At 68.7% G+C, this 12,883-nt stretch carries 15 protein-coding genes; 4 read left to right on the forward strand and 11 right to left on the reverse strand.

Going from position 1 to position 12,883, the window contains the following annotated elements; translation table 11 throughout:
• Positions 1 to 93: 93 nt before the first annotated feature.
• Entirely contained in the window at positions 94 to 486 is a 393-nt protein-coding gene (locus AB1285_RS06335) for a VOC family protein (protein ID WP_292795723.1), read from the forward strand.
• Positions 487 to 509: 23 nt separating this feature from the next.
• Here AB1285_RS06335 and AB1285_RS06340 read toward each other — a convergent pair whose 3' ends face one another.
• From AB1285_RS06340 to glnA, 7 genes are all read right to left on the reverse strand, one after another.
• Entirely contained in the window at positions 510 to 794 is a 285-nt protein-coding gene (locus tag AB1285_RS06340; RefSeq protein WP_292795726.1) for a WXG100 family type VII secretion target, read from the reverse strand.
• Positions 791 to 1,228 carry a hypothetical protein gene (locus AB1285_RS06345; protein WP_429977426.1) on the reverse strand — a complete coding sequence of 146 codons (438 nt, stop codon included), beginning with the start codon at positions 1,226 to 1,228 and terminating at the stop codon, positions 791 to 793. Before AB1285_RS06345 ends, AB1285_RS06340 begins: the two co-directional genes overlap by 4 nt.
• Positions 1,229 to 1,352: 124 nt before the next feature.
• On the reverse strand, positions 1,353 to 1,850 hold the full coding sequence (locus AB1285_RS06350; protein ID WP_259952456.1) for a hypothetical protein: 498 nt from the start codon (positions 1,848 to 1,850) through the stop codon (positions 1,353 to 1,355).
• Positions 1,847 to 2,593, reverse strand: coding sequence for a hypothetical protein (locus AB1285_RS06355; RefSeq protein ID WP_292795731.1), 747 nt, complete (start codon positions 2,591 to 2,593; stop codon positions 1,847 to 1,849). Before AB1285_RS06355 ends, AB1285_RS06350 begins: the two co-directional genes overlap by 4 nt.
• Positions 2,574 to 3,140 (reverse strand): putative T7SS-secreted protein, encoded by a 567-nt coding sequence (locus AB1285_RS06360; protein WP_292795734.1) that lies wholly within the window; start codon positions 3,138 to 3,140, stop codon positions 2,574 to 2,576. Before AB1285_RS06360 ends, AB1285_RS06355 begins: the two co-directional genes overlap by 20 nt.
• Positions 3,137 to 3,427, reverse strand: coding sequence for a hypothetical protein (locus AB1285_RS06365; RefSeq protein ID WP_292795737.1), 291 nt, complete (start codon positions 3,425 to 3,427; stop codon positions 3,137 to 3,139). Before AB1285_RS06365 ends, AB1285_RS06360 begins: the two co-directional genes overlap by 4 nt.
• A gap of 206 nt (positions 3,428 to 3,633) precedes the next feature.
• Positions 3,634 to 5,058, reverse strand: a complete 1,425-nt coding sequence (gene glnA, locus AB1285_RS06370) for a type I glutamate--ammonia ligase (RefSeq protein WP_187661580.1) — start codon at positions 5,056 to 5,058, stop codon at positions 3,634 to 3,636.
• 147 nt (positions 5,059 to 5,205) lie between these two features.
• Between glnA and AB1285_RS06375 the strand changes: the two genes are divergently transcribed.
• Positions 5,206 to 5,601, forward strand: a complete 396-nt coding sequence (locus AB1285_RS06375; protein ID WP_232089029.1) for an RDD family protein — start codon at positions 5,206 to 5,208, stop codon at positions 5,599 to 5,601.
• Between the two features lie 3 nt (positions 5,602 to 5,604).
• On the opposite strand, the gene AB1285_RS06380 is transcribed toward AB1285_RS06375, so the two are convergent.
• Positions 5,605 to 6,093, reverse strand: a complete 489-nt coding sequence (locus AB1285_RS06380; RefSeq protein ID WP_187661579.1) for an ATP-dependent zinc protease family protein — start codon at positions 6,091 to 6,093, stop codon at positions 5,605 to 5,607.
• Between the two features lie 18 nt (positions 6,094 to 6,111).
• Here AB1285_RS06380 and AB1285_RS06385 point away from each other — a divergent pair, with 18 nt between their 5' ends.
• The gene (locus tag AB1285_RS06385) at positions 6,112 to 7,299 is read left to right on the forward strand and encodes a RimK family alpha-L-glutamate ligase (protein ID WP_060923121.1); all 1,188 of its coding nucleotides are present in this window, start codon (positions 6,112 to 6,114) and stop codon (positions 7,297 to 7,299) included.
• A 57-nt stretch (positions 7,300 to 7,356) separates the two neighbouring features.
• Here the strand turns inward: AB1285_RS06385 and AB1285_RS06390 are convergent, their stop codons facing one another.
• Positions 7,357 to 8,067 (reverse strand): DUF4191 family protein, encoded by a 711-nt coding sequence (locus AB1285_RS06390; RefSeq protein WP_187661578.1) that lies wholly within the window; start codon positions 8,065 to 8,067, stop codon positions 7,357 to 7,359.
• Between the two features lie 294 nt (positions 8,068 to 8,361).
• Here AB1285_RS06390 and AB1285_RS06395 point away from each other — a divergent pair, with 294 nt between their 5' ends.
• Positions 8,362 to 9,651, forward strand: coding sequence for a hypothetical protein (locus tag AB1285_RS06395; protein WP_292795742.1), 1,290 nt, complete (start codon positions 8,362 to 8,364; stop codon positions 9,649 to 9,651).
• A gap of 13 nt (positions 9,652 to 9,664) precedes the next feature.
• Here AB1285_RS06395 and sucB read toward each other — a convergent pair whose 3' ends face one another.
• Both sucB and lpdA read right to left on the reverse strand, forming a co-directional pair.
• Entirely contained in the window at positions 9,665 to 11,440 is a 1,776-nt protein-coding gene (gene sucB, locus AB1285_RS06400; protein ID WP_370428887.1) for a 2-oxoglutarate dehydrogenase, E2 component, dihydrolipoamide succinyltransferase, read from the reverse strand.
• Between the two features lie 66 nt (positions 11,441 to 11,506).
• Positions 11,507 to 12,880 (reverse strand): dihydrolipoyl dehydrogenase, encoded by a 1,374-nt coding sequence (lpdA, locus tag AB1285_RS06405; protein WP_292794132.1) that lies wholly within the window; start codon positions 12,878 to 12,880, stop codon positions 11,507 to 11,509.
• Positions 12,881 to 12,883: the final 3 nt, after the last annotated feature.

Here is a 12,883-nt window from a genome sequence, read left to right on the forward strand (position 1 = left end):
ACCGTATCCGCGCAGAGAAAACGCTGCGTTGGGGTTGACGTGGAGGCCTACACCTGCAACGGGGGATCCATGGGGAGCTGGGAGACTGGACGGATGGCAGGGATTCACCACGTGGAGATCTGGGTCGCCGACCTCGCGTCGTCGCGAGCGGAGTGGGGGTGGCTGTTCGGTGCGGTGGGTTTCGTCCGGGCCGGCGCATGGCCCGAGGGCGAGTCCTGGGAGGCGGGTGGCGCGTATGTCACCCTCACGATATCCCCGAACCTCAGCGGCAGCGCACACGATCGTCGCGCCCCTGGCGTGAACCATCTCGCCTTCGCTGCGGGCCCGCCGAGCCGAGTGGACGCGATCATCGCGGCGGCACCCGAGCACGGCTGGCGGCCTTTGTACGCGGAGCGCTACCCGCACGCCGGTGGGCCCGATCACTACGCCGGATGGCTGGAGAACTCCGCGGGGTTCAAGGCCGAGATCGTCGCCGACGAGCGCTGACGGGGGTCATGCCCGGAGCGCCGTTACCGCCAGAGGCGGGCGGCGGTGCTGGCGGTCTCCAAGGAGATGGCGTTGGCGGTGATGAGTCGGCGGTTGGCTTCGGCGAGGGCGGCCTTCATACGGCGGATGGCGGTGTCCCAGTCGTGGTGGGCCCGGTCGTATGCCGCCTGCGCCTCACCGGACCATGAGGATCGAAGTCGAGCGGCCTCCGCGTCGAGGGCGTCGAGCGCGTCTTCGAATTGCCGAAGGGTGAGAGCGAGACGCGCGACCGTGTCGCTGACGGCGTCGTGACGGACCGCGACTCTCATCGTTGCTCCGACAGCTCCTGGCTGAGGTCGAGCTCGCGGAGGACGTACGGCTGAGCGACGGCGTCGGTGAGGTAGTACGTGTAGAAGATGACCGCGGCTTCGTCAGCGGTGAACACCTCGTTCGAGAACACGCGCACCGCGCGGGTCTGACTGATTGGGATCAGCGTCGTCCCGTCGGCAGGCTCGGGACGCCCTACCGTGTACAGGTGGGTCTCGCCGTCAGGCGCGGGGAGGCGCACTCCCACCGTCATCTGATCGGCTGAACCGGCCGCCTGGATGAAGGAGTCGGTCAGAGGCTTCTGGAATCCGACGATGCTTGACGGATCGGCGCCACGCCAGATGCTGTAGGTGAACTCGGTCATGCCGTCCAAGCGGCCGAGCATCAGGCGCAGGTGATCTGCGACGGGGCGCCTGTTCTCTGTGATCCACCCCATCTGACCCGTTGTGAACTGCTGGCCGTGCGTCCTGCTTGAGGTCACCGCGGTATCTCCCCTCTCCTTGAGAACGCAGCGAGCTGCGCGACGGTGTCGGCGATCGCGTCGTGACGGACCGCGGCTCTCATGTCGCGTCGTCCTCCGTGGGGTCGGGGACGCTCATGTCAATCTCGCGGAGCGTGTAGGGCTGGGCGACTTTATCGGTGAGGAAGTAGGTGTAGAAGATCACCGCTGCTTCGTCGGCCGTGAACACCTCGTTGGGATACACGGTGGTGGAATGGCGTCCGTCATCCCAGTGGATGACCTCGGTGGGCTCGCCGGACATGTCCGCGCCCGGACGCCCGACGACATACTGATGCGCGGTGCCGTCCGGGTCGACATAGCGGACCTCGATCACAAGGGCTTCCGCTGTCCCGGCACACTGGATGTACTCCTCGCTGAAGGGGATGCTGTCCAGAAGGTCCGCGCCCTCCGGGGCGCGCCACAGGCTCCATGCCCATGTTGAGGACCCGTTGAGCTGACGCAGCGAGAACTGGATCTGTTCCTGGTACGGCCGGAAGTAATCGACCAGTGCGCCGCGAGTATCGTCATTGATCTGACGGATATGTGTCGGTTGACTCATTTCACGGTCTCCAGAATTACTCGAGTGATTGTGATTCTCTCCCCATTCAGGGTGGCGGTCGCTGGTCGTTCGGGGCTCACGGTGGCATCGAAGCCACGTTGGGCTGCATCGCGGCTGCCCGTGCCGCCCCTGATCTCGATGCCGGTGTACGTCCCGTCGGCGTTCTCGATGAAGCCATCGTAATAGCGAGCTTGGTCTGAGGTCGCTTGGGGATTGTGGTGATACCCCTGGATGGTCGCGCGGATCTTGTTGCGGATAACGTCCTTGCCGGTGTCCTCGGCGACACGATCGAGTCCGATCTTTTCTGTGTCGACCCAGGGGCGTTGGCCGTCGCCGTTGTACTGGCCGAGCACGTTCCGTCCGCCGTGCGTGGGGTGTGGGGCGGGGCGCTCAGGAGCATTCTGAGCGGACTCGTTCGCCCACCTGCCGGCAGCGTGTCCGGCTGCGGTCAGGCCGGCCGCGGCTACGCGGGCGCCAGCCCAGGCCAGACCACCCCCAGGGACGGTGCCGACGCCGGTTACGGCGACCGCTCCGCCGCCGCCCATCATGGCCCCGCCGCCGATGACCAGGGCGGCTCCGCCGAGGAGTTCGAGGATGATGTCCGGGTGCTCCCACAGCGTCCGCGCGGAGGCGGCAAGCATGTCCATCGTGGCCTGGAACGGCTGCACGACAGCGAGCGTGAACACCGCCTCGGTGACGGCATGCTGGGCTGCGGTCGCGGCCTCAGCCTCGGTGAGCGGCATGCGCGCGGCCTCTGCGGCCTGGTCCAACCGGACTGCCGCAGTCTCGGGCGAAGACATCCAGCGTCGCCCGGGCGTTGAACAGCACCGCTCTGGCCTGTTCATGCGCGGGACCGGACGGGTCGACGAATGGCACCTCCACCTCCGGGTGCCGAAGGCCCTGCCCGACCCGAAGCTCGCGGACGTAAGCGCGGTGCGCGGCCAGTGCCGTGGCGGCCTGCTGCTCGGCCTCGTCCCACAGGGTGATGGCGCGCGCGGCTTCCTCCTGCGCCCACTCCAGCGCATCCGCCCAGGTGAACAGGGCGTGAGCGCCCTCGCGGAGCCCGTCGCCGGCGTTCGACCAGTGCAGCAACTGACGGTCGAAGCGCGTCAGGTAGGCGTCGTAGGCCTCGCCCGTCCAGGTGCCCTCATCGTCGAGCGTCGCGAGCTGGTCGTGCACCCGTGCTGCAGTCGTGCCGTGTGCCTTCCACCCCTCGGCTGTCTGCCTGACCGCGCCGGGGGAGCCAGGGATGAGGGCGGTGGCGGAGCGGGTCTGCCCGAGCTCGATCACTCTTCCCAGATCATCGCGTCGACCTCGGCCTTCGCGGCATCCGTCCCCTCATCGAAGACCCGGGCCGTCGTCGCCAGACGTTCGGTGAAATCGTCGGAGACCGTCACCCGCGCTGCGAGGCCCGCAGACCAGGTTTCGGCGAACCGCTCAGAGGCTGCGACCACCCACTCGTGGCCGGCGCTCGTCGGCGGGGTGAGGTCGGTCGCCCCGACGTCTGCGATGATGCTCCGCGTCTTCGCCGCCATCGCCCGCAACACATCCGTGTCGACCTCATAATCCTGCGACATGCCGCCCTCTTCCAGCGAGCCCCCCGGCTGCGGGATCGAGCATAGGTCAAGACAGGGTCAGAGGATGGCGAAATGTCTGAATATGCGTAGGAAGTAACCCCAAATGAGTACGTGGGGGGTAGGGCTGCCGTAGCCGCACGGTCCCCCATGCAGCGAAAGAGCCCGCCCCCGGATGGTGACGGACTCTTTCGCGATCTGCGTTCGGCTCAGACTCCGAAGTACAGCTCGTACTCGAACGGGTGCGGGCGCTGAGCGATCGGCAGGATCTCGTTCTCGTACTTGTAGGAGATCCAGGTCTCGATGAGCTCCTCGGTGAACACGCCGCCCTCGAGGAGGAACTGGTGGTCGGCGCGGAGCGCCTCGAGCGAGTCCAGCAGGGAGTTCGGCACCTGCGGGATGTTCTTGGCCTCCTCAGGCGGAAGCTCGTAGAGGTCCTTGTCGACGGGCTCGTGCGGCTCGATGCGGTTCTTGATGCCGTCGAGGCCCGCCATGAGCTGCGCAGCGAAGGCAAGGTACGGGTTGCCCGAGGCGTCGGGCGCGCGGAACTCGATGCGCTTGGCCTTCGGGTTCGAGCCCGTGATCGGGATGCGGATCGCGGCGGAGCGGTTGCCGGCCGAGTAGACCAGGTTGACCGGAGCCTCGAAGCCCTTGACCAGACGGTGGTAGCTGTTCAGCGTCGGGTTGGTGAAGGCGAGCAGCGCCGGCGCGTGGGCCAGGATGCCGCCGATGTACCACCGCGCGATGTCGCTGAGCTGGCCGTAGCCGGCCTCGTCGTAGAAGAGCGGCTTGCCGTCGCTCCACAGCGACTGGTGGGTGTGCATACCCGAGCCGTTGTCGCCGTACAGCGGCTTCGGCATGAAGGTGGCGACCTTGCCCCACTCCTCGGCGGTGTTCTTGACGATGTACTTGAACTTCAGGATGTCGTCGGCCGCGTGCACCATGGTGTCGAAGCGGTAGTTGATCTCCTGCTGGCCCGCCGTGCCCACCTCATGGTGGGAGCGCTCGAGGATGAAGCCCGCATCGATGAGCTTGAGGGTGATGTCGTCGCGCAGGTCGGCGGTCTTGTCGACCGGGCTGACGGGGAAGTAGCCGCCCTTGTACGGGGTCTTGTTGGCGAGGTTCCCGCCCTCCTCCTCGCGGCCGGTGTTCCACGCGGCCTCCTCGGAGTCGACCTTGTAGAAGCTCTCGCCGGCAGTGACGGAGTAGCGCACGTCGTCGAAGATGTAGAACTCGGCCTCGGGGGCGAAGAACGCGGTGTCGGCGATGCCGGTGGAGGTGAGGTACTTCTCCGCCTTCTTCGCGACCTGACGCGGGTCCTTCGAGTAGATCTCGCCGGTGCGCGGGTTGTAGATGTCGAAGATCATCACGAGGGTGCTCGCCTCGCGGAAGGGGTCGATGTACGCCGTCGTCACATCCGGGATCAGCTGCATGTCCGACTCGTGGATGCTGGCGAAGCCACGGATGGAGGAGCCGTCGAACAGCTGTCCGTCCGTGAAGAAGGCCTCGTCGACCGTCGCCGCAGGGATGTTGAAGTGCTGCTGCACACCAGGGAGGTCGGTGAAACGGATGTCAAGGAATTTGACGTCGTTCTCCTTGATGTAGGCCAGTACCTCGGACGAATCTTTGAACATGTACGACTCCTGTGATGCGGATCGATGGCTTCGGGGCCACTTTGCACAGTACGGACGGGGGATTTCTCCACGGTATCCGCTTTGTTTCGTCCGTGTTACAGCGTGAGCAGGATCGGAGGGCATCCACAGCCTCGGTAGGCTGGAGGGGTGACGGATGCTGTGAACACGTACCCCGGTGAGCGACTCGGACTCCCGGAGTCCGGACCGGGGAGCATCGGTCGCCCTGGACGTCGCATCGGGGCCCTCGCGATCGACTGGACGGCAGCCGTCATCCTCTCCGTCGCGTTCTTCCAGTACGACCCGTTCGCCACGCTGCTCATCTTCGGCGTCGTGCAGATCCTCTTCATCCCGACCGCCGGCGGCAGCCCAGGGCACCGCATCCTCGGCATGCGCGTCGTCCGTCTCGACGGCGGATGGGTCGGTCTGTGGCGCCCGATCGTGCGTACGCTGCTTCTCCTCGTCGTGATCCCGGCCGTCGTGTGGGACCCGGATCAGCGCGGTCTCCACGACAAGGCTGTGGGCACGGTCCTCATCCGCGCCTGAGGCTCAGTCGCGGCCGCGGTTGCGACGGCGTGCTTCGCGGGGTGCTCTGCCGCCGAGGAACGAGCGCGCGGGGTCGACGACGTACCCGCGACGCAACGCTTCGCGGCCGATCAGCATCCGGAAACCCATCTCGTCCCGGTTGCTCAGCGTGACCTCGGCGAGCACCTCTCGGTCGACGAGACGGATCATCAGCTGCACGACGAGACGTTCCTGCGCGTGGCCGGAGGAGCTCCGGACGGCCCGCCGGTCGTGGATGGGGGACTCGACGACGACGGCATCCTCCTGGCTGTCCTGCCAGGGCTTCACACGGAACCGCACCCAGGGCTCGTCATCGCGCTCGAACTCCTGGATGTCGAACGCGTGCAGGGACGAAGTGCGGGCGCCGGTGTCGATCTTGGCTTTGATCCAGTCGACCCCGAGATCGGGCAGGCTCACCCACTCGCGCCACCCCGTAAGGGTGTTTGAATGGGTAGACCTACTCACCTGATACATCCTGGCAGGAAATCCCCCGTGAAGATCGCAGTGCTGTCCCGTGCGCCGCAGGCGTACTCCACCCAACGCCTCCGCGCGGCCGCACTGCAGCGAGGGCACAACGTGAAGGTGCTGAATACCCTGCGCTTCGCGATCGACCTGACCTCCGACGAACCCGACCTGCACTACCGTGGTCGGCAGCTCAGCGACTACGACGCGATCCTGCCACGCATCGGCAACTCGATCACGTACTTCGGTACCGCGGTGGTGCGACAGTTCGAGCAGATGGATGTCTACACCCCGAACACGGCGAACGGCATCTCGAGCGCGCGCGACAAGCTCCGGGCGAACCAGATCCTCTCCCGGCACAACATCGCGATGCCGCCGACGGCCTTCGTCCGCAACCGCGCGGACGTGCGGCCGGCGATCGAGCGCGTCGGCGGCGCTCCCGTGGTGATCAAGCTGCTCGAGGGCACCCAGGGAATCGGCGTCATCCTCGCGCCGCAGGTGAAGGTCGCTGAGGCCATCATCGAGACGCTCCACTCGACCAAGCAGAACGTGCTCATCCAGAAGTTCATCGCCGAGAGCCGGGGCCGCGACATCCGCGCGCTCGTCGTCGGGGACCGCGTCGTCGCCGCGATGCGCCGATCGGCAGCGGGGGACGAGTTCCGTTCCAACGTGCACCGTGGCGGCTCGGTCGAGGCGATCGAGCTCGACCCGGTCTACGAACGGGCTGCCGTGCGGTCGGCCCAGATCATGGGACTCCGCGTCGCCGGCGTGGACATGCTGGAGGGGGACGAGGGACCCCTGGTGATGGAGGTCAACTCCTCCCCGGGCCTGCAGGGTATCGAGACCGCGACCAAGCTCGACGTCGCGGGCGCGATCATCGACTACATCGCCGGTCAGGTCGCCTTCCCGGAGATCGACGTCCGGCAGCGCCTCACCGTCTCCACCGGCTACGGCGTCGCCGAACTCATGGTCCACGGCGCCGCCGACCTGGTCGGCAAGACGCTGGGGGAGGCGGGCCTGTGGGAGCGCGACATCACGGTGCTCACCCTGCACCGAGGGGTCAGTGTCATCCCGAACCCGCGCAAGCATGTGGTGCTCGAGCCCGACGACCGCCTGTTCTGCTTCGGCAAGCTCGATGAGATGCGCTCGATGATCCCCGAACGTCGTCGTCGCCGCGCGAAGGTGCGCCGCCTGCCCAAGCAGCCGCTCTCGGAATGAGAGAAGCGCGGCCGCCCTCGGTGAGGGCGGCCGCGCTTCGCGGTCCGGGGGAGCGGGTCAGCGCGGACGCTGCGCGCGCACCTTCGTCGGGTCGATCCCCTTCGGGATGGGAAGCGACGACAGCGACTGCGAGACCGAGTCGATGCGGCGGATGACGGCCGCCATCGTGGCCTTGTCGATGGCCTTCGGGAGCTTCTTGATGGTCTTCGCGAGGTCGGCGATGGGCACCTCGTCCTCGCCGTGCCCGACGTAGAGCACCGTGATCGGCACGCCGTGAGCGACGCGCTGCGCACGGCTGCGCTCCTCGTTCACGAGTCGCGTGAGTCGTCCGCGGGCGCCCTCGCCGACGACGACGATGCCGCCGCGGCCGACCGTCCGGTACACCGCCTCCTGCGTCTTCGGGTTGATGCCCACCGGGGTCTCGGAGGCCTGCCACCGGCGACCGAGGCTCGTGCTGAGCACGTGGCCGGTCGCACCGGGCATGCCGTCGATCTTCGTGTACATGGCCGAGGTCGACAGCCGGGTCATGAGGAACAGCGCGCCGAGGACGCCGAGCATCAAGCCCGTGATGGCCCAGAGGACGAGCGTCCACACCTGGAACGGCGGAATCAGGTAGCCGGCCAGGAGGCCGAGCAGCACGCCGCCGATGAGGATCGCGGCCTGCGCCCAGGGGAGCCAGGCATAGGCCTCGCGCGTGAACCGGAAGAGGGACTTGATCTGGGAGAAGAACCCAGGACGCTTCTCGGGTTCAGGAGCACGCTTTGCCATGGAGACCAGCCTACCGAGTCCGAAGGCCGTGCGATGCCGCCGTTCGCGTGCAGCGGAGAGCGTGTGCGCGATCTCTCCTGCACAATCCGACCCGCCACGGGATCTCGTCCCCGAGCAACGAGTTCGGACGGAGCGTCCCGCGAGTCGGGTGGGATGGATCGCATGACACCAGCGCGTGAGAGTGCCCCCCGCGAGCAGCCCGTGCTTCCCCAAGCACACCGTACGATCCGACTCCTCGACTCTGCTGAGGGGCCCTTTCGCGGTGCGCTCGTCACCTCGCCGGACGGTCCGGTCGTGCGCGTCGAGGCCGAGAGCCTCGCTGGTTGGGCGGGCTGCCGATATGCGGGCACCCAGCACATCGCCGCGCCGGTGGACATGATCCGCCGCGCGGACGGACACGACGTCCTTCTGCCCTGGTGCACCGAGCGCCTGGAGGCCTACGTGGATCGGCGGCTCCGGCGGGGCGGGTTGCCATCGGGGGAGGTCAGCACGGTGGTCGTGAGTCTTCTGCGTGGACTGGCGGAGCTGGGGCCCGCGTCGGCGGTGGACATGCACGGGACATGGTGGCTCACCGACGGGGGCCGGCCGGTCTTCGTGCTGGGGCCCGGTCAGGACGCGCCGACCGCCGTCCTGGTGATCGTGGACCGGCTACGCGCGGAATGCACCGACAAGACGATGGCCCGGGTCCTCGACCGCACCCGCGATCGCGTTCGCTCGGCCGCAGCACAGCGCCGGGTGCCCCGGCGATTGCTAGAGGACGCAGAGAGCGACCTCTTGGAGATCGCAGCACCACGACCACTGGAAGAGGCTGCAGAGGACCGGGCGGCGCCCACGGAAGCCGGTGTCTCCGGTGCGGTGCGACGAGTCCGCACCGAACCCGTCACCCGCGCACGGCTGCGGGAGCGTCGGATGCGGGAAGAGAGTCCGGTCAAAGGGGGCTCGGTACGGGCGTTCGCCGGCCTGCTCGCCCTCCGCGATCGAGTCGTCAGCGGGGCGCGACCTCTCCTCGATCGGCGGACCATCAGGGTACGGCCGCCGGCGGGCGGAGGGGAGACGGGTTCCCGGCACAGGCGGGTTCTCATCGTGGCCGGCGCGTGCGCGGCGGCGGTGCTCCTCGCGGGGCTGCTGTGGCCGAGCGACGGAGACGATCCCGCGGTCGGGGCAGCGGGGAGCACTCCTCCGTCCGCTGACCGTCCTGGGGGAGCGGGCCCTGCCAGGAGGACTGCGCCGACACCTGCTCCTTCACCGTCCGCGTCCGCGGCGCCGCCGAAGGCCGACGATCCGACAGGCGCTCTCCCGGCACTCCTCGCGCAGATCGTCGAGTGCGAGGCACGCGACGACGCGGTGTGCGCCGCTGCCGTCGCGGCCGGTTCCGCGGGGATCACGCCCGTCGCTGCCGAGATGGCCGGTCGGAAGGATGCGGTTCTCGTGGATCGCTATGGAGACACGGCCGTGATGGAGCTGCCGTCATCGCCCGAGACCGGCGAAGCGAAGACCGAGGAGGCAGCCATCCTCGTGCTGGTGTGGGCAGATGAAAAATGGCTGGTCCGCGACGCATATCGCGTCGCGGACCAGCCGAAGTGAGGCGAGCCGTCGGTCAGGCGCCGAGCTGGCCGCTGAACTGCGCAGCCTCGAGGCGAGCCTTCACCGCACCGAGGAAGCGTGCCGCGTCGGCACCGTCGATGATGCGGTGGTCGTACGACAGAGCCAGGTACACGTAGGAGCGGACCGCGATCGCGTCCGTGCCGCCGACCTTGACCAGACCCGGGCGCTTGACGACCGTGCCCGTGCCGAGGATCGCCGACTGCGGCAGGAACACCACGGGCGTGTCGAACAGCGCGCCGCGCGAACCGGTGTTGGTCAGCGTGAACGTGCCGCCGGCGAGCTCGTCGGGCTTCAGCTTGTTGTCGCGGGTGCGCGCAGCGAGATCGGCGATCTCGTGGGCGATCTCGGCGATGTTCTTCGACGCAGCGTCGCGGAGCACCGGCGTGAGCAGACCGCGCTCGGTGTCGACCGCGATCGAGACGTTCTCGGACGCCGGGTAGACGATCTGCTCGCCGTCGACCGTCGCGTTGATGATCGGGAAGGCCTGCAGGGCCTCCGCCGCGGCGAGGGCGAAGAACGGCAGGAAGGACAGCTTGTCGCCGGTCTTCTCGAGGAACGACGTCTTGACGCTGTCGCGGTACTCGGCGAGAGCGGTGACGTCCACCTCGACCACCGTGGTGAGCTGGGCCGTCTGCTGCATCGACTCGACCGCACGCTTGGCGAGGACCTTGCGCAGGCGCGACATCGGCTGGGTGGTCCCGCGCAGCGGCGACACCTCCAGGGGGGCCGGAGCCGGCGTTGCAGCGGCTGCCGGTGCGGCGGTGGCGGTCTCTGCGGCCTTGAGGACGTCCTCCTTGCGGATTCGGCCTCCGACGCCGGTGCCCTTGACCGTGGCCAGGTCCACACCCTGCTGCGCAGCCAGACGGCGCACGAGCGGGGTCACGTAGAGGTTGTCGCTCTCGGTCGGCAGCGACAGCTTGGGGGCCTCCGCCTGCGCGGGCTGTGCCGGAGCAGCGGCCTGCGCGGGCGCTGCGGGGGCCTCGGCCTGCGGAGCGGGAGCAGCGGGAGCCTCGGGCTGTGCAGCCGGAGCCTCGGCCTGCGGAGCCGGAGCGGCGGGCGCCTCGGCCTGCGGAGCGGCAGGGGCTTCGGCCTGCGGAGCAGCGGGAGCCTCGGGCTGGGCTGCGGGAGCAGCACCGGAACCCACGCGTGCCAGCACGGCGCCGACCTCGACGGTCTCGTCCTCGCCGGCGACGATCTCCTGCAGCACCCCGGCGACCGGCGACGGGATCTCGGTGTCGACCTTGTCGGTGGAGATCTCGAGGAGCGCCTCGTCGACCTCGACCGAGTCGCCGACCTGCTTGAGCCAGCGGGTGACCGTGCCTTCGGTGACGCTCTCACCGAGCTCGGGGAGCACGATGTCGGTGGCGTCGCCGGAGGGAGCCGCAGGCGCGGACTCGGCGGGAGCGGAGTCGGCGGGTGCCTGCTGCTCGGCCGCGGGAGCCGCGGCGGGCTCCGGAGCGGCGGGGGCGGCGGCCTCAGCCGGGGCGGCTTCAGCCGCAGCAGGGGCATCGTCGGCCGGTGCCGCACCGCTGCCGTCGCCGATGCGGGCCAGCAGAGCACCGACCTCGACGGTCTCGTCCTCGGCCACGAGGATCTCCTCGATCACGCCGGTGACGGGGGAGGGGATCTCGGTGTCGACCTTGTCGGTCGAGATCTCGAGCAGGCCCTCGTCCGCCTGGACGGTGTCTCCCACCTGCTTGAGCCAGCGGGTGACCGTACCCTCTGTGACGCTCTCGCCGAGAGCGGGGAGGACCACGGATGTGCTCATGACTGAGTCTCCTTCAGAAGTTGTATGACGCTTGTCTAGCTTAGTGACTCGGGCACCGGTTGGTGCTCAGAGGGCGTGCAGGGGCTTTCCGGCCAGCGCGAGGAAGGCTTCGCCGAGCGCCTCGCTCTGGGTCGGGTGGGCATGGATGAGCGGCGCGATGTCCTCGGGATGGGCCTCCCACGCGACCGCGAGCTGTCCCTCGGTGATGAGCTCGCCGACGCGATCGCCGAGGAGATGGACACCGAGGACGGGCCCGTCCTTGAGGCGGACGACCTTGACCAGGCCGCCCGTGCCGATGATCTCGCTCTTGCCGTTCCCCGCGAGGTTGTACTCGTAGGAGTGGATCGCGTCGGCGCCGTGCGCGGTGACCGCCGCCTCCTCCGTCAGACCGACCGAGGCGACCTCCGGGCTCGAGTAGGTGACCTTCGGGATCTGCACGTCAGGGACGTTCACGGGGGAGAGGCCCGCGATGCGCTCGGCGACCGCGATGCCCTGCTGGAACCCGCGGTGGGCGAGCTGGAGGCCGGGGACGATGTCGCCGACCGCCCACACGCCGGGGACGCCGGTGCGGAGGTCGCCGTCCACCGTCACGAACCCGCGGTCCAGGCGCACGCCGGCTTCCTCGAATCCCAGGTCGGCGGTGGCGGGGCCGCGGCCGACGGCGACGAGGAGGTAGTCGGCGGTGAACTCCTTGCCGTCCTCCAGCGTGACCGTGACGGACGAGTCGTCCTGGGTGGCGGTCTGGAAGCGCACGCCCAGGGAGTAGTGGATGCCGCGGCGGCGGAACGCACGCTCGAGGCCCTTGCTCATCGCGATGTCCTCGTTCGGGACGAGGTGGGGCAGCGCCTCCACGATCGTCACCTCGGCTCCGAAGGAGCGCCACACGCTCGCGAACTCGACGCCGATCACGCCGCCGCCCAGGATGAGCACCCGCTCCGGGATCACGTCCAGGGCGAGTGCCTGCTCGCTGGTCAGGATCCGTCCGCCGATCTCCAGACCAGGCAGGGAGCGGCTGTACGAGCCGGTGGCGAGGATGACGTCGGTGCCGACATAGACATCGTCGCCGACGGTGACGCTCCGGTCCGCGTTCAGGCGGCCGAGCCCGGCGACCGTCGTGATCCCGCGCGCCTTGACGAGCCCCTCGAGGCCCTTGTACTTCTTCGCGACGATGCCCTCGCGATACGTGCGCACGCCCGCCGGGTCGATCCCGCCGAACGAGGCCGTGACGCCGACCGAGGCGGCGTCACGCACGTGGTCCGCCACCTCGGCAGCGTGCAGCAGCGCCTTCGTCGGGATGCACCCGCGGTGGAGGCACGTGCCTCCCACCTTGTCCTTCTCGATCAGTGCGACGGACTTGCCGAGCTCGCTGGCTCGCAGTGCCGCGGCGTACCCGCCGCTGCCGCCGCCCAGGACGACGATGTCGAAGGTGTGGGTTGTCATGGG

This window comes from Microbacterium sp. NRRL B-14842, assembly GCF_050470785.1.

Excerpts from the sequence above, each read along its gene's own strand:
- AB1285_RS06365 (WP_292795737.1), bottom strand. The coding sequence starts at position 3,427 with ATGTCGCAGGATTATGAGGTCGACACGGATGTGTTGCGGGCGATGGCG.
- AB1285_RS06335 (WP_292795723.1), top strand. The coding sequence starts at position 94 with ATGGCAGGGATTCACCACGTGGAGATCTGGGTCGCCGACCTCGCGTCG.
- AB1285_RS06340 (WP_292795726.1), bottom strand. The coding sequence starts at position 794 with ATGAGAGTCGCGGTCCGTCACGACGCCGTCAGCGACACGGTCGCGCGT.
- AB1285_RS06345 (WP_429977426.1), bottom strand. The coding sequence starts at position 1,228 with ATGGGGTGGATCACAGAGAACAGGCGCCCCGTCGCAGATCACCTGCGC.
- AB1285_RS06380 (WP_187661579.1), bottom strand. The coding sequence starts at position 6,093 with ATGTATCAGGTGAGTAGGTCTACCCATTCAAACACCCTTACGGGGTGG.
- AB1285_RS06390 (WP_187661578.1), bottom strand. The coding sequence starts at position 8,067 with ATGGCAAAGCGTGCTCCTGAACCCGAGAAGCGTCCTGGGTTCTTCTCC.
- AB1285_RS06355 (WP_292795731.1), bottom strand. The coding sequence starts at position 2,593 with ATGCCGCTCACCGAGGCTGAGGCCGCGACCGCAGCCCAGCATGCCGTC.
- glnA (WP_187661580.1), bottom strand. The coding sequence starts at position 5,058 with ATGTTCAAAGATTCGTCCGAGGTACTGGCCTACATCAAGGAGAACGAC.
- lpdA (WP_292794132.1), bottom strand. The coding sequence starts at position 12,880 with ATGACAACCCACACCTTCGACATCGTCGTCCTGGGCGGCGGCAGCGGC.
- AB1285_RS06350 (WP_259952456.1), bottom strand. The coding sequence starts at position 1,850 with ATGAGTCAACCGACACATATCCGTCAGATCAATGACGATACTCGCGGC.
- sucB (WP_370428887.1), bottom strand. The coding sequence starts at position 11,440 with ATGAGCACATCCGTGGTCCTCCCCGCTCTCGGCGAGAGCGTCACAGAG.